This window comes from Nonomuraea sp. NPDC049714, assembly GCF_044465295.1.
Classification (GTDB): Bacteria; Actinomycetota; Actinomycetes; order Streptosporangiales; family Streptosporangiaceae; genus Nonomuraea.
Window position 1 is genome coordinate 587,548 of the sequence record NZ_JBITLM010000002.1, and the last position, 17,929, is coordinate 605,476.

The following is a 17,929-nucleotide window of genomic DNA, read 5'->3' on the forward strand; positions in this document are numbered from 1 at the left end:
GCGGAGGTACGCAGGCTTCGCCGCCGGGGTTCAGCGCAAAATGACACAGCCGCGTTCGGCCAGCCGGCGCAGCACCGGAGGGTCGCCGTCGAGCTTGTTCCAGCGCAGGTCGAGCCGGTCCAGCGCGGGCAGTTCGGCCGGCAGCTCCCGCAGGCGGTTGTTGCGCAGGTCGAGGTGGGAGAGCCGGGGCAGCCGCGTAAGCGCGTCGGGCACCGAGCGCAGCAGGTTGTCGCGCAGATCCAGCACGCGCAGCTCGCCCAGCTCCGCCATCGAGCCGGGCAGCGCCGTCAGCCGGTTGCCCCGCAGGTGCAGCTCACGCAGGCGGCCCAGCGCGCCGATGGAGTCGGGCAGCGCCTCCAGCCGGTTGTTGTAAAGCCGGAGCTCCACCAGCGACCTCATCCGGCCGAGGCTCCCGGGCAGCCGGGTGAGGCGGTTGTCGGTCAGGTTGAGGTAGGCGAGCCGGTCCAGCCTGCCGAGCGCCTCGGGGACCTCGGTGAGCCCGTTGTCGCTGGCGTACAGATAGTCCGTGAGAGGTAGGTCGGCCAGCTCGGGCGGGAGCGAGGTGAGCCGGTTGTGCCCCAGGTCGAGCATGCGCAGCGCGCTCAGCCCGCCGATGGCGGCGGGCACCTCGGTCAGGGCGTTCTCGGCCAGGTTGAGTGATGCGAGACCGGTCAGCTTCCACAGCCCGCCGGGCACCCCGGTCAGCCCGTTGCCGCCGGCCGAGAGGTGCCGGAGACCGCGTGGCAGCCCGTCGGGCAGGGTCCGGACGGCGTTGCCGTACAGGAAGAGCGTTTCCAGGTGCGGCGGGCAGCGCGGGAACTCCGTCAGCGCGTTGCCGTCCAGATGGAGTGCGCGCAGCGCGGTGAGGCCGGACAGGTCGGGCAGCGCGCGCAGGCGGTTGCCGTCGAGCCTGAGCTCCTCCAGCGAGGGCAGCCGGGCCACCCAGGGCGGCAGCTCGGTGAGCTCGTTCCAGGCCAGGTCGATCAGTCGCGCACCGGCCAGTTCGGCGGCGGTGCCCGGCATCGCGGTCAGGCGCTCGCCCGGCGCCCGTAGTTCGGTGTTCACCTACGAGATCATGCCCTTCGGAGGTCGAACAGCTCCGAGGGGGAGATCGGCATCCGGTCGATGTCGATGCCCTCGGCGTCCTCCAGGGCCGAGGCGATCACCGCGGAGACCGGGATCACCCCGGCCTCTCCCGCGCCCTTGATCCCCAGCGGGTTCAGCGGGGACGGCGTCTCCAGGTGGCCGGTCTCGATGTGCGGGACCTCGGTGGCGTACGGCATCAGGAAGTCCATGAAGGAGGCGTTCTGCAGCTGCCCGTCCGCGTCGTAGGCCATCCGCTCGTACAGGGCGCCGCCGATGCCCTGCGCCACTCCCCCGTGGATCTGCCCCTCCACGATCATCGGGTTGATCAGCTTGCCGCAGTCGTGCACGACGACGTAGCGCACCACGTTGATCTCGGCGGTCTCCGGGTCGGTCTCCACGATGGCCGCGTGCATGCCGGCGGCGAAGGTGGACCTGATCGGCGAGTAGTAGCCGCGCCCTTCCAGCCCCGGCTCCTCCCCCTCGGCGACCGGCGGCCGCTCGGGCGAGGCGACCCCGGCGAACTGGGTGGCCTTGGCCGTCTCCTCGTCGAAGGCGTACCGCAGCGGGTTGGCCAGCACCGCGACCGTGGACAGCGGGATGGACGCCGACGGCGAGCCCGCCACGTGCACCAGCCCGTCGCTGATGGTCAGGTCGGCCGGGTCGGCCTCCAGCGCGTCCCCGGCGATGCGCAGCGCCTTCTCCCGCACCTTGGCGCAGGCCAGCGCGATGGCGTTGCCGCTCATCACGGCCGCGCGGGAGGCGAAGGTGCCCACCGCGTAGCCGAAGCGGCGGGTGTCGCCGGTGACGACCGAGACCCGCTCGATCGGCACCCCGAGCCGGTCGGCGGCGATCTGCGCGAACGCGGTCTCGTGCCCCTGCCCCTGCGAGGTGAGCCCGGTCGAGACGTGCACCCGCCCATCGGAGGTGATCTGCACGTGCCCGCCCTCGTACGGCCCGACGCCGGTCCCCTCGACGTAGCAGCCGATGCCGATGCCCCTGCCGGGCGCGGGCCGGAAGTCGTCCCAGCCGATGAGCTCCTTCACCATGCGCAGCATCCGGGGGTAGTCGCCGCTGTCGTAGATGAGCGGCCGCCCGTCCTGGAAGATCATCCCCTGGTCGTACGGGAACTCGTCCGGCTGGATGAAGTTGACCTCCCGCACCCGGGTCCGATCCTTGCCCAGATGGCGGGCGATCTTGTCCATGGTCCGCTCCATGCAGAACACGCCCTGCGGCCGTCCCGCGCCCCGGTAGGGCGTGACCTGCACGGTGTTGGTGTAGACGGCGGTGAACTCGACCCGGTACGCCCCGATCCGGTAGGGGCCGAGCAGCTGCGTCGAGGTGACGATCGGCACGATGATCCCGTACGGCGTGTAGGCGCCGTGGTCGTGCAGGATCGTCACGTCCAGCCCGAGCACCCGCCCCTCGTCGTCGAAGCCCACCCGCACGTGCTGCACCTGGCCGCGCTCGTGCGCGGCGGAGATGAAGTGCTCGCGCCGGTCCTCGGTCCACTTCAGCTCGCGGCCGAGCAGCATGGCCGCCCACGGCACCAGGATCTCCTCCGGCCACGGGTGCACGATCTTCACGCCGAACCCGCCGCCCACGTCCGGGGCGATCACCTCGACGTGCGGCAGCGGCAGGCCGAGCGCGGCGGCGATGGCCATCCGGACGCTGGTGGAGGTCTGGGTGCTGGAGTAGACGCGCAGGTCGGTGCCGTCCCAGCGGGCGTGGACGCCGCGGCCTTCGAGCGGCGTGCTGGCGCTGCGCTCGATGTCGAGCCGGAAGGCCAGCGTGTGCGGGGCGGCCGCGATGGCCTCCGCCGCGCTGCGACCGGTCTCCGACGGGACCTCCTGCACCAGGTGCGCGCCCACGTTCCCCGGCACGTCCTCGTGCACCAGCGCCGAACCGTGCGCCGCCTCCTCCAGCCCGACGACCGGCTTGAGCGGCTCGTAGTCCACCTCGATCAGCCCGCAGGCGTCCTCGGCGAGATAGCGGTCGGCGGCCACCACCATGACGACGGGCTCGCCCACGTGCCTGACGATCTCCCTGGCCAGCGGGTAGGCGGTGCGCCCGTGGGTGAGGGCCGGATGCGGGATCAGCAACGGCAGCGGGCGGCCGACCCGCTCCGGCAGGTCCTCCCAGGTGTAGATGGCCACCAGGCCCGCCACGTCCAGGGCCGCCGACACGTCGATGTCCCGGATGCGGGCGTGCGCGTGCGGCGAGCGTACGAACGCGACCGCGAGCGCGCCGGAGCCCAGGTCGTCGAGGTAACGACCGTGCCCGGCGAGCAGCCGGGGGTCCTCGCGGCGGCGCACCGGCTCCCCGAACAGCCTGGTGGTCACGGGCCTCGCCTCCTCGTGGTCACGCCTCTTCGGCGAGCAGCTCGGCCGCCCGGTGGACGGCCTTGGCGATGTTCTGGTAGCCGGTGCAGCGGCACAGGTTGCCGGAGATGCCCTCCAGCACCTCCTCGTCCGTGGGCGCCGGGTTCTCCTTCAGCAGCGCGGTCACCGTGCACAGGAAGCCCGGCGTGCAGAACCCGCACTGCAGGGCGTGGCAGTCGGCGAAGGCCCGCTGCACCGGCGAGAGCCCGTCCGGCCCGGCCAGCCCCTCCACCGTGGTGATCTCGCGCCCGTCCACGGTCACCGCGAACGTCAGGCAGGAGCGCACCGGCTGCCCGTCGAGCAGCACCGTGCAGCAGCCGCACACGCCGTGCTCGCAGCCCACGTGGGTGCCGGTCAGCCCTAGGTCGTGGCGCAGGCAGTCGGACAGCAGCCTTCGGCCCGGCACCGTGACCCGGCGCGCGGTGCCGTTCACCGTCAGGGTGATCTCGTGCTCGGCCGTCACGCCGCCGCCTCTCTCGCCGCTTCCCGCAGCGCCCGCTCGGCCAGTACACCCACCAGATGCAGCCGGTACGCGGGCGAGGCGTGCACGTCGCCCTCCGGATCGGTGCGCTCGCGCACCGCCGCGGCCACCGCCGGCCAGTCGACGCGCGCCGCGGGACGCCGCTCGCACGCGCCGCTCACGTCCACCACCACCGGCACCGGCCCGACCCCCACGCACGCCACCCGCGCGGAGTCGACACGCAGGTCCCCGTCCAGCCGCACCACGGCGCAGACGCCGGCCAGCGCGTAGTCGCCGTGCCTCCTGGCCACCTCGCGGAACGCCGTCCCGGTCCGCGCGCCCAGCGCCGGGAAGTGCGCGGACACGGCCAGCTCGCCCGCCCGCACCGCCGACTCCATCGGCCCGAGGAAGAACTCGCGGGCCGGCACGTCACGCACCGCCGTCCCCGGCGGCAGCGCCACCACCCCGCCGCTGTCCGCACCGTCCCCTCCGGTACGCGCCAGCCGTACCGAACCTTCCAGTACGGCCAGCACGGCGGGCAGCTCGGCGGCCGGGTCGGCGTGCACGAGACTGCCCACGACCGTGCCCCGGTTGCGGATCACCGGGTGGGCGACCAGCCGCAGCGCCTTGCCGAGCAGTGGGTGCGCGCCACCTCGCTCCACCTCGGAGTGCCGGGCCAGCGCGCCCACGGTGACGCCCGCCGGAGTGTCGCGCACCACGGCGAGAGCCGGCAGCCGGTTGATGTCGACCAGGTGCGCGGGCGCCGCCAGCCGCATGTTGAGCATCGGAATCAGGCTCTGCCCGCCCGCGAGCACCTTGCCGCGCGCCCCGACGGCGGCCAGCGTCTCCAGGGCCTCCCCGAGGTCGCGGGGGCCGTGGTACTCGAACGGCGGCGGCTTCACCCGGTGTCGCTCCTGACCGTCTCGGGGGTCCGCCCGGCGATCACCCGCAGCAGGTGCCAGCCGCCGACCACCACGATGGTGCCCAGCGCGATGCCCTCCAGCCTGAAGTCGTCACTGATCACGTGCTTCACCGGTCCGATCGCCAGGATGATGCCCGCCCCGATCGGGACCATGTTGACCGGATCGGCGAAATCCACCCGGTTCTCGATCCAGATCTTGGCTCCGAGCAGCCCGATCATGCCGTACAGGATGACCGTGACGCCGCCCAGCACGCCGGACGGCGTGGCCGACACCAGCGCGCCGAACTTGGGGATCAGCCCGAACGCGATCGCGATGACGCCCGCGATGTAGTAGGCGGCCGTGGAGTAGACCTTGGTGGCGGCCATGACGCCGATGTTCTCGGCGTAGGTGGTGGTGGGCGAGCCGCCGACCGCGCTGGTCACCACGGTGGCGATGCCGTCGGCGGCGATGGCGCGGCCCACGTACGGGTCGACGTCGGTCTCGGTCATCTCGCCGACGGCCTTGACGTGGCCGATGTTCTCCGCGACCAGCGCGATGACGGCGGGCAGCACCAGCAGCACCGCCGAGGTCTCGAAGTCCGGCCAGTGCGTGTCCGGCCAGCCGAACCAGGGGGCCGCGTCGACCTTGCTGAGATCCACCCGGAAGTGCGCCGCGACCTGGATGGTCCCGTCGTCGTAGGCGGGCACCATGCCGAAGATCCGGTCGGCGCCCCAGGAGAGCACGAACCCGGCCGCCAGCCCGATGAGGATGCCGATCCGGCCGACGAACCCCTTGAACGCCACCACGAGCACGAACGTCACCAGCATCGTGACCAGCGCCATCCACTGATCCTGCGGCCAGTAGACGTCCGCCACCACGTACGCCAGCCCGAACCCGATGAGCATGACCACCGCGCCGGTCACCACCGGCGGGAAGACCTTGTTGATCACTTCCACGCCCAGGAAGTGCACCGCCAGGCCGACCAGCGCCAGCACGAACCCGACGACCAGGATCGCCCCGGTGACGATCGCGTCGGCGCCGGCCGTGTCACCGCCGAACAGCGCCCTGATGGCCAGCACGCCGCCCACGAACGACGCGCTGGTGCCCAGGTAGCTCGGCACCTTCCCCTTGACGATCAGCAGGAACAGGATGGTCGCGACCCCCGACATCATGATCGCGACATTGGGGTCGAGCCCCATCACCAGCGGGAAGACGAACGTCGCCCCGAACATCGCCACCACATGCTGCGCCCCGAACCCCACCATCCGAGGCCAGCTCAACCGCTCATCAGGCCGTACGACCTCGCCGGGGGCCAGGTGTTTGCCGTCGCCGTGTTTGGTCCATCCCAAGGCCATGTGAGCCCCTCTTCGCCCGGACCGGGTGCTTGCGTTGCGGGCAGATTAGGCCCACTGGCGAGCGTGTACACGGGCATGATCTGCCAAATCTGGCCCGCTGACCAGAGCTCTTCTCGCGCACACCTTCCCCAGCGGCTCGGTGATCAACCGGGAGGCGGCAGGGACGGCGCCGTCCCTGCCGCCCGATCCGATAAAGTACTAATTTCGGCCAGGCCGAATAGTGATTACGTCCTGGACCTTCGCGACAAGGAGGCCGTTCATGTCCGCAAGGGCTGACGCCATTCCGCCCTCGTCCCTAGGCGTGCCCGACGTCGACGTCCGGGGGAGTGATTTCACGCAGGCGGCGGGCGGATTCGCCGCCGAACACGAGGACCTGGCGGAAGACGCCCGTTGGATTCTCGACGCCATCGCCGCACTGGGCGACTTCGCCGGCACAGATGAGACGGCGAACACGTTCAGGCAGGGCTATGCCACCGCGTTGCAGTCGACCATCACCTATGTCGACGCACTACGCGACATATATCCGGGGATCGCCGAACGGCTGGCCGGGATGAGGACCGGCTTCGACGTCGCGAACTGGGCCAGCATCCAATCGCTGCCGAAAGTGTCCGACCTGCCCGAGTTCTCGGCGCCGGACGAGAAGCCCAACCCCTGACGATCTCTGGAGACCCAATGACCACACCGGACGGCGGCGCCCCCTTCCTCGACGAGGAGATGCATCGCTTTCTCGGCCAGTTCCAAGCCACCACTCGGCCGCTGGAAGAATTGCAGGAGAGCCTCGGTGCCGTTCGCGGCCGGGGTGCGGCGGCCCATGGCCAGGTGGAGGCGGAGGTGCTGGCGAGCGGTGCGCTGGGCGGACTCCGGATCGATCCTCGGGCCATGCGCCTCGGCGCGGACGCTCTGGCGGAGGCGGTGCTCACCGCCGCGAGCAACGCCGCCGCGGATCTGACCACACAACTGACCGCGATGATGACGGACGGCCTGAACCCGTTCGCCGACGAGGTCAGGCGTTCCAGCCAGGGGTGGTGACCTCGCGCGACTGGTCCTGGCCGGCCCGCGTCGACCCGGTGAGCTCAGGTCTGGCCGGAGGTCATCCGCACGCGGTGGACATCAGTAGCCGCGCAAGCGCCTGAACTGGTCCTGGCCCGCGGCGACACCCAGCTTGGCGAGCATCTGCTCCCACGTGGGCAACAGGCTGGCCGGATCGTCGATCACGTCGCCGGGCCTGTTGAGCGCGTTTCCGGTCATGGTGAAGATGGAGGATCCGATGACGAACATGGTGGCGTTCTGCGCCGCCTTGTTCTTCGGCAGCAGCTTCGCGGCCTTCCCGAAGTTGGCCGGATCCACATGATAGAAGACCATGGCCGCCGCGAAATTCTTCACCATGTAGGCGCCGCGGTCACCCCACGACCCCAGGTCCTCGCCCCTCGCCAACTTGACCCCGTCAACGATCACCTGGTCGAGGGCCGTGTACGTGAGACTGCCTCCCACAGCGCCGAGCAGCCGCTTGCCGACCGCATGCTCGTACATCTTGAGCAGCAGTCGCGCCTGCGACCTGCGCGTCGCCCAGTTGATCAGCACCTGGATCTTCTTGTCGATCGCCGGCCAGCAGAAGAACATCAGCAGCTCGAGCCATTGGATCAAGGCCATCGTCCGGAGCGCGTGCTGCGTCCGTGCCAGCATCTCGGCGTAGTCGTCGATCGCGTCGGCCAGCCCGCGGACGTACGCGGAGACCAGCGGCGGATACGGCGCGACCTCATCCTTGAAGTAGGTGGTGAAGGCATCGATGCCCGCGCCGGAGTTGGGCGGGCGCCACAGTCTGCCCGCGACCTCCTCCACGTCCGCCAAGCTGATGTCCACCCGCCGGGCCAGCTGCCGGAGCAGTTGCGCGGCCTCGCGCGCCTTGGCCGGGTCGCCGTCGGGGTAGGCGACCTGCAGCATCTGCAGGACCACGGCGCCGACACCAGCGGCGGACAGCACCATTCCGCCCGCCGGGAAGAATTTCGAGAGGGACTTGGGGGACGGACTCACGTAGCGGACCCTTTCTCCAAACCGGATCATGCTCAAGTCGCCCGATCATCCCATGACCTTGTCCGTAAGCTGATCAGGCGACGTGGATGGTGAACCCGTCGCCGCTGACCACCTGGCCGGTGCGGATCTTGGCCCGCTTCCTGAGCTCCACCTCGCCGTCCACCAGCACCATGCCCTCGGCGATCAGGTGCTTGGCCAGGCCGCCTGTCTCGGTGACCCCGCAGTACTTCAGCAGGTCGCACAGGGGGATGTAGTCGGAGCGCAGCTCGAAGTCCAGGTCCACGAGGACCAAGCCTAGATGCCGCGCATCCTCAGCACGTGCAGGGCCAGGGTGAGGTTCAGGCGGAGGTGGGGGTCGTCGGTGAAGTTGCCGAGGAGGCGTTCGAGCTTGCCGATCCGGTAGCGCAGCGTGTTGTAGTGGAAGTGCAGCCGCCTGGCCGTCTCCGCGACGTTCAGATTGGTCTCCAGCAGGACCTGCAGGGTGCGCCTCAGGTCGGCGTTCTCGGCGTCGGCGTCGGCGGCGAGCGGGCCCAGGGTCTCGCGGACGAAGGCGTGCAGCTCGTCGGTGTCGTTCACCAGCGACAGCAGCCGGTAGACGCCGAGCTGGTCGAAGTGCGCGACCGCGCCCCTGCCGTGCAGCTGGCGGCCGACGCGGGCCGCCTTGAGCGCCTGGGAGTACGCCTCCGGCAGGGTCTGCGCGCCCTGGCAGGGCCGGGAGGTGCCGGTCGAGAACGTCGCGGGCGGCACGTCGGCGAAGGCGGAGGCGGCGTCCTTCGCCACCCGGTCGGCGTCCACGGCGGCGTCCAGCACCGCCACCACCTCGTGCGAGAAGCCCGCGACCGCGCCGCGCTGGTCGTGGCGGCGCATCGCGGCGGTCCAGCAGGTGACCAGGCGGTCCTGCGCGGTGCGCTCGTCGCCGTCGGGGTCGAGCTCGGCCACCAGTACGGTGACGGGCCGCTCCAGGTCCCAGCCGAACGCCCTGGCCCTGGCCGTGACCCGCTCGGCCGTCCCGGCCCGGCCGGTGAGCACGTCGCGCAGGAAGTCGGCCCGGTACTTGCTCTCGACCGCGTTGACCGCCTCCTGCCGGGTGACGGCGAGCGCGGCGACGGTGGCGGCGCGTTCGAGGATGCCCACGTCGCTGTCCTGGATCGCCCCGGCCGCGCTGTAGGCGACGATCCGCCCATGGTGGTGCCCGCCCGCGACCACCGGCACCGAGGTCATCGCCCCGCCCCCCGCGCCGGGGTCGGCGGAGGTGTCCGTCGGCGGCAGCCGGACGGCGGAGCCCGTCGCGCCGGCGGGAGGCGGCGGCGGGCCCTCGCGGGCGATCGACTCGCGCAGCAGCGCGACCTGCTCGGGCGGCCCGGCGACGGCCAGGATCCGGCCGCCGCCGTCCACGGCCGCGACCGACACGTCGAGCAGCACGGCGACCTCGGCGGTGACCTCGTCCAGCCCGCCTCCGGCCAGCACCACCTGAACCAGCGCCCGGTGCGCTTCCTCCGCGCGGACCAGCGCGGCCGCCTGCCGGTTGAGGATGTCGGTCAGCACCTGGTTGAGGATGTCGTCGAAGCCGACGTCGTTCGGCAGCAGGATGAGCGGGAAACCGAGCCGGTCCGCCTGCTCGGTCATCTCTTCCGGCAGCTCGTCCACGTAACGGCCGAGCTTGATGGCCAGCGCGGCCAGCCCGCGCTCGTCCAGGTCGGCCACCAGGCGGCCGAGCGACTGCGGGGTGTTGCGCAGGGGGTAGCCGGTCGTGAGCAGCAGCTCGTGCGGCTTCACCCAGGCCAGGATGTCGGGCACCTCCATGACGTTGAGGCGCTGCACGATGCGGCCCAGGCCGCTCTTCCCCGCGAGCAGCCGCGCCCCCGCGAGAGTCGACACGCCCAGCACCTCCCCCACGGACACGCCGTGGATGATCGTTCCGGTGCTGGCAAGACGGACGGGGGGCTCCATCACATCCTCCTAAGGGGGCCGTCGCCCTGAGGCGACGGGGGAATCGGGAGCGGGAGGATCGCCAAGGCCCGAGCGTGTAGTGACCTGTCTGGCCTGCGCATCAGAGTTCTCCGTTCGTCACCACAGAAGATGTGCGGCACGGTGATAATGATCATGTGGCTCGCCAGGTGCGCACTTCCCCCGGCGCGGCGTACGACCTCGGGTACCACGTCGTGTGGTGCCCGAAGTACCACCCCTCGGTTCTGGGCGGGCGGGTGGAGGCTCGCTTGGAGGAGTTGATCCGCGCCGACTTCGTGGCCACGGTCGGCGCGGCGTCCGACGGGTGCAGCGGCCGGGATCGACATGGGTGTTGCCTCGCTCGTGGTGAACCCCGCCGGCACCTCCCGCGCCTGCACGCGCTGCGGGCACTGCGCTGCGGAGAACCGCGTCGCCCAAGGCGGGTTCCGATGTACGGCGTGCGGGCATACGGCGCACGCCGACGTGAACGCGGCGGTCAACAGCCTCAGGGCAGGGCTCGCCCTTCGTCAGGCTGCGGAAGCGGCTTGGCGAGAAGCCGCCCCACTCAGGGAGCGGAGGAGTCACGGGGTGATTGTCACCTGGGATCGGTCTGTCAGGAAGAGCCAACCTTCCCGCCGACTGTTGGCAAATTTCTCCGTACGGGAGGTTGCCGGGGCCGTTCTACGGTCAGGTCAGGGTCCGTAGGGAGGTCCGGTGACGGTCGGTACTCACGCTCGGCGGGTTCGCGTCCACGTCACGGGCGCCGCGAGCACGGCGGTACGTCCCGTCCTGGAGTCGCCCCGGTGTCCCGCCAGGGTGCTCGCCGCGTTCTCCGCCGGGATATACCTCGAGGTCAGGACCGAGCTGGAGCCGTCGGTGATCGCCGTGATCAGCGGCGCGGGCATCCGGCTGCCCAACTCGCTGCTGCTCGCCACCGAGCTGCCGCACGTCACGGTGGGTGACGAGGCGTACGTCGGCGACGGGACGGTGGAGGTGGGACGGCTGAGCCTGCGTGCCCGCCGCTGGTGGGATCCCGCGCCCCCGCTGGGCGAGGTGGATCCGCGAGCCCTGGCGTCGCTGAGCCGGGCTTTCCAGGCCGAGCGGGGCGCCCCCGGGCTGGCGGGCCACGACGCGGTCGAGCTGCTGGCCGCCAGCTGCGCCTCCGGGTGGCTGCTGGGCGCGGTGACGGCGGCGGAGCGGCTGGTGGGCCTCGGTCCCGGCCTGACCCCGAGCGGGGACGACGTGCTGGCCGGACTGCTGGTGACGCTCCGCCACCTGGGCGCCGCGACCGGGGTCGAGCGGGCGGTGCGGCTGGGCGGCTGGCTGGCGGCGGCCGTCACCTTCGACGCCCGCACCCGTACGACGCCGCTCTCGGCGACGCTACTGCACTGTGCCGCCCGGGGGGAGGCGTGCCCCGAGGTGATCGCGGTGCTACGCGGCCTCGCCGGGCGTCAACCCCTCGAATCCGCGCTACGCCGCCTGCACGGCCTCGGCCACACCTCCGGCGCCGACCTGGCCCAGGGCGTCGCCATCGGCCTCGAAGCGGTCCTCGCCCTGGGCGAGCACCGATGAGCGCCCCGGACGAGCCCCGCGACCCGGGCACGGACCTCGACGCGGGTACGGAATCCGGCACGGGCGCGGTGGCAGGCGGAGGGGCGGGGCCAAGCGCGGGGTCGGTGCCAGGGGCGGGTACGAGGTCCGACGCGGTGTTCGTGCGGCGGGGGGCCTACTACGACTCGGTGACGCTCATGCGGGTGAGCGGGGCCCTGGCGGAGTTGCCCGGCACGGAGGTGGCCATCGTCGCCATGGCCACGGAACTTAACCTCGGCCTCGCGCGCGACCTGGGCTTCGACGTGCCCGGCGCCGATCCGGGCGATCTGCTCGTGGCGCTGCGCGGGGCGGACGTCGAAGCGGCGGTGGCCGAGCTGGACCTCCGGTTGCAGGCACAGGCGGGCCGGCCGGTGCAGGGGAGCCAAACGGCGGAGCAGCCGCCGCTCACCACCCGATCGGCGGCGGCCAGGTCGGCGGCGGATCTCGTGCTGGTGTCGGTGCCTGGCGAGCACGCGTTCTGCGAGGCGCTCGACGCCATCGAGGCCGGGCTGCCCGTGATGATCTTCAGTGACGGGGTGCCCGTCGCGCAGGAACGCCTGCTCAAAGAGCTGGCCGACGAGCGCGGCCTGCTGGTCATGGGCCCCGACTGCGGCACGGCCGTCGTCGGCGGCGTCGGTCTCGGCTTCGCCAATGTGCTCAGGCCCGGCCCGGTCGGCGTGGTCGCCGCCTCCGGCACCGGCGCGCAGCAGGTCACCTGCCTGCTCGACCTGGCCGGGGTGGGCGTCAGCCACGTGCTCGGCGTCGGGGGCAGGGACCTGTCCACGCCGATCGGGGGCCGCGCCACGCTGCGGGCGCTGCGGATGCTCGACGACGATCCGGGCACCGAGCTCATCATGCTCATCTCCAAGCCGCCCTCCCCTGACGTGGCGGAATCCGTACAGAAAGTCCTCGCGACGCTGCGCACGCCGGTCGTGACGGCGCTGCTCGGCCAGGGCGAGGACCTGACGGCGGCGACCGAGACGGCGCTACGCGCCCTCAACCGCCCGGTGCCGCAGTGGCCGCACCACCCCGCCGACACGTCGAGCAGACCGGGCGGGTCGGGCGGGACGGACGGGACGGACGGGACGGACGGGTCCGACGGGTCTGCGGAGGGGGTGCTCGTCGGCATCTACTCCGGTGGCACGCTGTGCGCCGAGGCGGCGTCGGTCGCCGGGCGAGGTGAGTTCACCGACTACGGCGACGACGCCTACACCCGGGGCCGCGCGCACCCGATGATCGACCCGACGCTCCGGCTGGAGGCGCTGCGCCGGGTGCGGCCGGGTGACGTGGTGCTCATGGACGTCGTGCTGGGCCACGGCGCGGACCCCGACCCGGCCGCCGGCCTGGCCCCCGTCATCGCGGGCGTCCCGGCGCCAGTCGTGGTGGCGCTCATCGGCACCGAGGCCGACCCGCAGGGGCTGCGGCGGCAGCGCGCCGCGTTCGGCCGGGCGGGCGCCGCCGTGTTCGCCTCCAACGCGCAGGCCGCCCGCCACGCCAGGAGCCTGCTCGGCGATCCCCCGGGCACGGGTGACCCGGGACAGGGGAGAACGCGATGACGCTGCTCGGCGATCCCTCGGGCACGGGTCACCGGGGGTGAAGGGAAACACGATGACGTTGCTCGACGGCCCGCCCCAAGTGATCACGGCCGGCGTGAGCCTGCTGGCGGAGTCGCTGCGTGAGCAGGCGACCGAGGTCACCACCGTGGCCTGGCGTCCGCCCCTGGCGGGCACGGCCGATGCCCTGGCCAGGATCCTCGCCGACCCGCGCAGGCGCACGGCCAACGAGCTCGCCGTCCACAGGCTCACCACCGCCCGCCCGCACCTGGTGGGGGTGCGCAGGGCGTCGGAGGTGCTGCGGCTGCCGGCGCGGACGTTCCTGCACGCGGGCCCGCCCATCACCTGGCAGCGGGCCTCGGGCCCGATGCGGGGCGCGCTGATCGGCGCGATGCTGCTGGAGGGGTACGCCCGCGACGAGCGGGAGGCCACCGCCGCCCTGGCCGGTGGCGACGTCAGGCTGGAGCCGTGCCACCAGCACGCGACCGTGGGGCCGATGGCGGGCGTGGTGAGCCCGTCGATGTGGATGTTCGAGGTGCGCGACGCCGAGCACGGCGGCACCGCCTACTGCTCGCTGAACGAGGGGCTGGGCAAGGTGCTGCGCTACGGCGCGTACGGGCCCGAGGTGCTCGACCGGCTGGGCTGGATGGACGACGTGCTGGGGCCGGTGCTGTCGGCGGCGGTCGAGCTGGCCGGGCCGATCGACCTGCGGTCGCTGATCGCGCAGGCGCTGCAGATGGGCGACGAGCTGCACAACCGCAATCGGGCGGCGACCTCGCTGCTGTTGCGCGAGCTCGCGCCCGCCGTGGCCGACGCCGCTCCGGCGGGCGCCTCCGAGGTGCTGCGGTTCATCGCCGGCAACGACCACTTCTTCCTCAACGCGGGCATGGCGGCGGCCAAGGTGAGCACCGACGCGGCCCGCGACATCCCGGGGTCGTCGCTGGTCGTCGCGATGGCGCGCAACGGCACCGACTTCGGCGTGCAGGTCTCGGGGCTCGGGTCGCGGTGGTTCACCGGGCCGGCGGGCGTGCCTGACGGGCTCTATCTGGGCGCGTACGGTCCAGCGGACGCCAATCCGGACATCGGCGACTCGACGATCACGGAGACGTCGGGGCTGGGCGGGTTCGCGATGGCGGCGGCCCCGGCCATCGTGCGGTTCGTGGGCGGCGAGGTGGCGGACGCGGTGGCGGCGACCCGGTCGATGTACGAGATCACGCTGGCCGAGCATCCCGCCTACCAGATTCCGGGGCTGGGCTTCCGTGGCACGCCGGTGGGGATCGACGTGACGCTGGTGGCCAGGACCGGGGTGCTGCCGGTGGTCAACACCGGGATCGCCGGGCGGGTGGCGGGCACCGGGCAGGTGGGCGCGGGTCTGGTGAGCCCGCCTCCCGAGGCGTTCACCGGTGCCCTGCTGGCCCTGGCCGATTCCGTATCAGATCCCTTCGTAGGTGGACATATCACCACGTCAGATCCTCTATAAGGACTCTTCAGCTTTCCCTCAGAGTGATGCGCCGATATCGTGGCGAACCTCATAATCTGGAGCTGTCACGCAGTGCGTGTGGCGGACGAGGCTGAAGATGGGGGCGGACATGGCAGCGGACCGCGTGCTCAGCGGCCCCGGCGCCGAAGGCGGCGCTCCGCAGAGCCAAGGCCGCCTGATCGGCCGGCGCTACCGCCTGATGTCGCCGGTCGGCAGGGGCGGCATGGGCATGGTGTGGCACGCCCACGACGTCCTGTTAGCCCGTGACGTGGCGGTCAAGGAGCTCATCCTGCCGTTCGGGCTCGACCACGCGGGCAAGCAGGTGGCATACCGGCGGATGCTGCGCGAGGCCAGGTCCGCCGCGCGGCTCACCCATCCGGGCATCGTCACCGTGCATGACGTGGTCGAGGAGGACGGCCGGCCCTGGATCGTCATGGAGCTGGTCCGGGCCTGGTCCCTGGAGCAGGCGGTGCGGCAGAGCGGCCCGCTGCCGGTGATCCAGGCGGCCGAGATCGGCATCCGGGTGCTGGACGCGGTCAGGCACGCGCACGCGGCCGGCATCCTGCACCGTGACATCAAGCCGGGCAACGTGCTGCTCACCTCCGACCGGGTGGTGCTGACGGACTTCGGTATCGCCGCGATCGAGGGCGATGTGACGATCACGCAGACCGGGCTGCTCATGGGCTCGCCGGCCTACGTCCCGCCGGAGCGGTTGTCCGGGCAGCCGCTCACCCAGGCGGCCGACCTGTGGTCGTTCGGGGCGACGCTGTACGCGGCGGTCGAGGGCCGCCCGCCGTACGAGGGGCCCGACGCGATCGCGGTGCTCGGCGCGGTGCTCACCCAGGAGCCGAACCCACCGCAGCGCGCGGGCGCGCTGGGGCACGTCATCGAGGGCCTGCTCCGCAAGAGCCCGGCGGACCGGCTCACCGCCGAGCAGGTCGAGGAGCTCCTGGAGCGGGTGCTGAGCGCGCACGGCGCGGTGCGGCCGCGCAGCAAGGAGCCGCCGCAGCATCCTCTGCCGCCGCAGCCCGACCCCGGCCCCGGCCCCGGCAGGGGAATGGACACCTCCTCCGGGCCGCTGCCCTCCCGGATCGTGGAGACGCCCTCAGGTCCGGTACGCGTGCCGTACGACCCGATGACCAGCCCGTCCGGCGGCTACTCGATGCCGTTCGACGGGGATTCGACCCCGTCGGGCAGCCACCGCACCGACCAGCTGCCGCCGTCGCCGCGTCCGGACAGGTTCGACGCGTTCACCAGTGCCTCGGGCTCGCAGCGGATGCCGGAGGACACCTCCGGCGCCCGCAGCGCCTCGGGTGCGCATCCTCTGCCGGGGCGGGCGCCGGACGAGCCGTTCGTGTCACGCGGCCTGCTGGACAGCTCGTCGAACCCGCAGCAGCCGCTCAGCGCACCGCCGGAGCCCTACTCCAGCCTGCGCGGCCATCTGCCCGACCCGGACGGGCCGTCGGCGCCGCCGATCCTCCCGCTGACCAGTGACAGCCGGAGCGCGAGCCGCCCCACTCCGTGGCCGCTCGCCTCGGCCGACGACCTGCGCGACCACTCCCGCGGCCTGACGCGGGAGTCCGCGCACAACCGCCTGTCGACCCTGCCGGGCGTGGCGCACCGCAACACCACGAGCAGGCGCAGGCCCGAGGAGACGGGCAACGCCTGGGTGCGGGACGGACGGCCGACGCCGCTGCTCATCGTCACCGCCGTCGCGTCCGTGCTCACCGTGGTGGCCGTGCTGATGTTCATCGCCTCCGGCAGCGGCTCGCCGGCCCCGGCGCCGAACGTGGCGAGCAGCGCGCCGCCCACGGCCGGCGCGCTCCGCACCGAGCCGAAGGCCTCACCGGTGCCCGATGGCTATCGGGAGCAGACGCCCGCCGGGTTCACCGTCGGGGTGCCTCCGGACTGGAAGCTGGCCTCGTCGGAGGGCGAGGCCACCTTCTCCGGCCCGAAGGACTCAGGCGCGCGCATCGTGGTCGAGGACGTGACGTCGCAACCGGACGGCGGGCTGGCCGAGCTCAGCCGTGAGGAGTCCGACGGCGGCGTGGACGGCTACATCCAGGTACAGCTCCAGGGGGTGCGCTACCGGGCGTGGAAGGCGGCCGACTGGGAGTACACCTACACCACGGAGAACGGTGTCCCCATGCACGCCCTGTCCAGGTACGTCACCATCGACGACAGCACCGCCTACAAGATCACCTTCGACATGCCGGAGCTGACCTGGGACGACCAGGCCAAGACCCGCAAGGTGTTCCTAGACACCTTCCGCCAGACCACCTGACACGCCCTCCGGCACCGGAGCCGTCCCGCCGATCGCGCGGTCGAGGAAGTCGCGGACCGTGGCGGCCAGCTCGGCCCTGCGATCCGACAGGGCGTGGTCGGTCGGCCATTCGTCATGCTGGAGCCGGGCCCCGGCGAAGGCGCTCACCAGCGGCCGGTGGTGCACCTCGGCGGGTGTGACGGGGTCCAGCCCGGTGCCGATGAGCAGCACGGGCCGCCCGGCGAACGACGGCGCCAGCGCCGCCAGGCTCCACCGCTCCCCCGCCGCCTCCATCTCACCGACCAGCGCCTCGCCGCTGGTGCCCCGCAGCGGGAGCAGGTCGGCGTCGAAGGCCTCCACGTACGCGCGCCGCCCGGCGGGGTCGAGCCGGCGGGCGACCGTACCGAAGTCGAAGCCGGACACCGAGACGGTGGCGGCGACGCCCGGATCGCCGGCGGCGGTCATCAGCGCCGCGAAGCCGCCGAAGCTGTGCCCGAAGACGGCCAGCCGTCCGGGGTCGAGCCGGTGGGCGGCCGCGAACGCCTCCTCCCGCACGGCGCGCAGCACGCGGGCGACGTCGTCGAGCGCGTTCGCCCAGGACCAGTGGCCGCCGACGCCCCAGGAGCCGCGGTAGTGGAAGACCAGGGCGGCGTATCCGGCCCGGCGCAGCGACTGGGCCAGGTCGAAGTTGCGCTCGTTGCCCGGGAAGCCGTGGCACAGGACGGCCACCGGGTGCGGGCCCTCCCCCTCGGGCAGGTGCAGGACGCCGAGCAGCGCGACCCCGTCGCTGTCGAACGTCACCGCGGATGTGGCGGCTCTCATGCCGATCTCCCCTCTGTTCAGGGCCGAACGTTAACAGCTCATCGAACCAATCGGTACTATCA

16 protein-coding genes and 1 pseudogene are annotated in these 17,929 nt (G+C 72.3%); 8 read left to right on the forward strand and 9 right to left on the reverse strand.

Annotated elements, in window-relative coordinates:
• Positions 1–30: 30 nt before the first annotated feature.
• The 5 genes from ACIBQX_RS09635 to ACIBQX_RS09655 are packed head-to-tail and all read right to left on the reverse strand — an operon-like array spanning position 31 to position 6,181.
• Positions 31–1,065: a hypothetical protein gene (locus ACIBQX_RS09635; protein ID WP_397002504.1), complete on the reverse strand. Its 1,035-nt coding sequence runs from the start codon at positions 1,063–1,065 to the stop codon at positions 31–33.
• A gap of 8 nt (positions 1,066–1,073) precedes the next feature.
• Positions 1,074–3,425: an aerobic carbon-monoxide dehydrogenase large subunit gene (gene cutA / locus ACIBQX_RS09640; RefSeq protein WP_397002506.1), complete on the reverse strand. Its 2,352-nt coding sequence runs from the start codon at positions 3,423–3,425 to the stop codon at positions 1,074–1,076.
• A gap of 19 nt (positions 3,426–3,444) precedes the next feature.
• Positions 3,445–3,927: a (2Fe-2S)-binding protein gene (locus ACIBQX_RS09645; RefSeq protein WP_397002508.1), complete on the reverse strand. Its 483-nt coding sequence runs from the start codon at positions 3,925–3,927 to the stop codon at positions 3,445–3,447.
• A complete protein-coding gene (locus tag ACIBQX_RS09650; RefSeq protein ID WP_397002510.1) occupies positions 3,924–4,826 on the reverse strand; it encodes an FAD binding domain-containing protein in 903 nt (300 codons plus the stop codon). The genes ACIBQX_RS09645 and ACIBQX_RS09650 overlap by 4 nt, the downstream gene beginning before the upstream one ends.
• Positions 4,823–6,181 (reverse strand): uracil-xanthine permease family protein, encoded by a 1,359-nt coding sequence (locus tag ACIBQX_RS09655; RefSeq protein WP_397002512.1) that lies wholly within the window; start codon positions 6,179–6,181, stop codon positions 4,823–4,825. Before ACIBQX_RS09655 ends, ACIBQX_RS09650 begins: the two co-directional genes overlap by 4 nt.
• Before the next feature lie 259 nt (positions 6,182–6,440).
• Between ACIBQX_RS09655 and ACIBQX_RS09660 the strand changes: the two genes are divergently transcribed.
• Together ACIBQX_RS09660 and ACIBQX_RS09665 are read left to right on the forward strand one after the other, a co-directional pair.
• Positions 6,441–6,836 carry a hypothetical protein gene (locus tag ACIBQX_RS09660; RefSeq protein WP_397002514.1) on the forward strand — a complete coding sequence of 132 codons (396 nt, stop codon included), beginning with the start codon at positions 6,441–6,443 and terminating at the stop codon, positions 6,834–6,836.
• 17 nt (positions 6,837–6,853) lie between these two features.
• Entirely contained in the window at positions 6,854–7,210 is a 357-nt protein-coding gene (locus ACIBQX_RS09665; protein ID WP_397002516.1) for a YbaB/EbfC family nucleoid-associated protein, read from the forward strand.
• A gap of 81 nt (positions 7,211–7,291) precedes the next feature.
• Here ACIBQX_RS09665 and ACIBQX_RS09670 read toward each other — a convergent pair whose 3' ends face one another.
• From ACIBQX_RS09670 to ACIBQX_RS09680, 3 genes are all read right to left on the reverse strand, one after another.
• Entirely contained in the window at positions 7,292–8,212 is a 921-nt protein-coding gene (locus tag ACIBQX_RS09670; protein WP_397002518.1) for a hypothetical protein, read from the reverse strand.
• A gap of 73 nt (positions 8,213–8,285) precedes the next feature.
• Entirely contained in the window at positions 8,286–8,495 is a 210-nt protein-coding gene (locus ACIBQX_RS09675; RefSeq protein WP_189143867.1) for an RNA-binding S4 domain-containing protein, read from the reverse strand.
• 11 nt (positions 8,496–8,506) lie between these two features.
• Complete coding sequence (locus ACIBQX_RS09680) at positions 8,507–10,162, reverse strand: PucR family transcriptional regulator (RefSeq protein WP_397002520.1); 1,656 nt, start codon at positions 10,160–10,162, stop codon at positions 8,507–8,509.
• Positions 10,163–10,317: 155 nt separating this feature from the next.
• Here ACIBQX_RS09680 and ACIBQX_RS09685 point away from each other — a divergent pair.
• From ACIBQX_RS09685 to ACIBQX_RS09710, 6 genes and pseudogenes are all read left to right on the forward strand, one after another.
• A pseudogene (locus tag ACIBQX_RS09685) lies at positions 10,318–10,453 on the forward strand (transposase); the annotation flags it as partial.
• 51 nt (positions 10,454–10,504) lie between these two features.
• Entirely contained in the window at positions 10,505–10,864 is a 360-nt protein-coding gene (locus tag ACIBQX_RS09690; RefSeq protein ID WP_397002522.1) for a zinc ribbon domain-containing protein, read from the forward strand.
• Between the two features lie 9 nt (positions 10,865–10,873).
• Positions 10,874–11,731, forward strand: coding sequence for a DUF2877 domain-containing protein (locus ACIBQX_RS09695; protein ID WP_397002524.1), 858 nt, complete (start codon positions 10,874–10,876; stop codon positions 11,729–11,731).
• Positions 11,728–13,305: an FdrA family protein gene (locus ACIBQX_RS09700; protein ID WP_397002526.1), complete on the forward strand. Its 1,578-nt coding sequence runs from the start codon at positions 11,728–11,730 to the stop codon at positions 13,303–13,305. The genes ACIBQX_RS09695 and ACIBQX_RS09700 overlap by 4 nt, the downstream gene beginning before the upstream one ends.
• A 52-nt stretch (positions 13,306–13,357) precedes the next feature.
• Entirely contained in the window at positions 13,358–14,782 is a 1,425-nt protein-coding gene (locus tag ACIBQX_RS09705; protein ID WP_397002528.1) for a DUF1116 domain-containing protein, read from the forward strand.
• Between the two features lie 109 nt (positions 14,783–14,891).
• A complete protein-coding gene (locus tag ACIBQX_RS09710; RefSeq protein WP_397002530.1) occupies positions 14,892–17,066 on the forward strand; it encodes a protein kinase in 2,175 nt (724 codons plus the stop codon).
• On the opposite strand, the gene ACIBQX_RS09715 is transcribed toward ACIBQX_RS09710, so the two are convergent.
• Positions 17,040–17,867 (reverse strand): alpha/beta hydrolase family protein, encoded by an 828-nt coding sequence (locus tag ACIBQX_RS09715; RefSeq protein WP_397002532.1) that lies wholly within the window; start codon positions 17,865–17,867, stop codon positions 17,040–17,042. The two genes, ACIBQX_RS09710 and ACIBQX_RS09715, sit on opposite strands and share 27 nt — an antisense overlap.
• Between the last annotated feature and the right edge of the window lie 62 nt (positions 17,868–17,929).

Bases quoted from the DNA above. Each gene is read 5' to 3' on its own strand.
- ACIBQX_RS09700 (WP_397002526.1), top strand. From the start codon at position 11,728: ATGAGCGCCCCGGACGAGCCCCGCGACCCGGGCACGGACCTCGACGCG.
- ACIBQX_RS09715 (WP_397002532.1), bottom strand. From the start codon at position 17,867: ATGAGAGCCGCCACATCCGCGGTGACGTTCGACAGCGACGGGGTCGCG.
- ACIBQX_RS09660 (WP_397002514.1), top strand. From the start codon at position 6,441: ATGTCCGCAAGGGCTGACGCCATTCCGCCCTCGTCCCTAGGCGTGCCC.
- ACIBQX_RS09690 (WP_397002522.1), top strand. From the start codon at position 10,505: ATGGGTGTTGCCTCGCTCGTGGTGAACCCCGCCGGCACCTCCCGCGCC.
- ACIBQX_RS09705 (WP_397002528.1), top strand. From the start codon at position 13,358: ATGACGTTGCTCGACGGCCCGCCCCAAGTGATCACGGCCGGCGTGAGC.
- ACIBQX_RS09680 (WP_397002520.1), bottom strand. From the start codon at position 10,162: ATGGAGCCCCCCGTCCGTCTTGCCAGCACCGGAACGATCATCCACGGC.
- ACIBQX_RS09655 (WP_397002512.1), bottom strand. From the start codon at position 6,181: ATGGCCTTGGGATGGACCAAACACGGCGACGGCAAACACCTGGCCCCC.
- ACIBQX_RS09710 (WP_397002530.1), top strand. From the start codon at position 14,892: ATGGCAGCGGACCGCGTGCTCAGCGGCCCCGGCGCCGAAGGCGGCGCT.
- ACIBQX_RS09665 (WP_397002516.1), top strand. From the start codon at position 6,854: ATGACCACACCGGACGGCGGCGCCCCCTTCCTCGACGAGGAGATGCAT.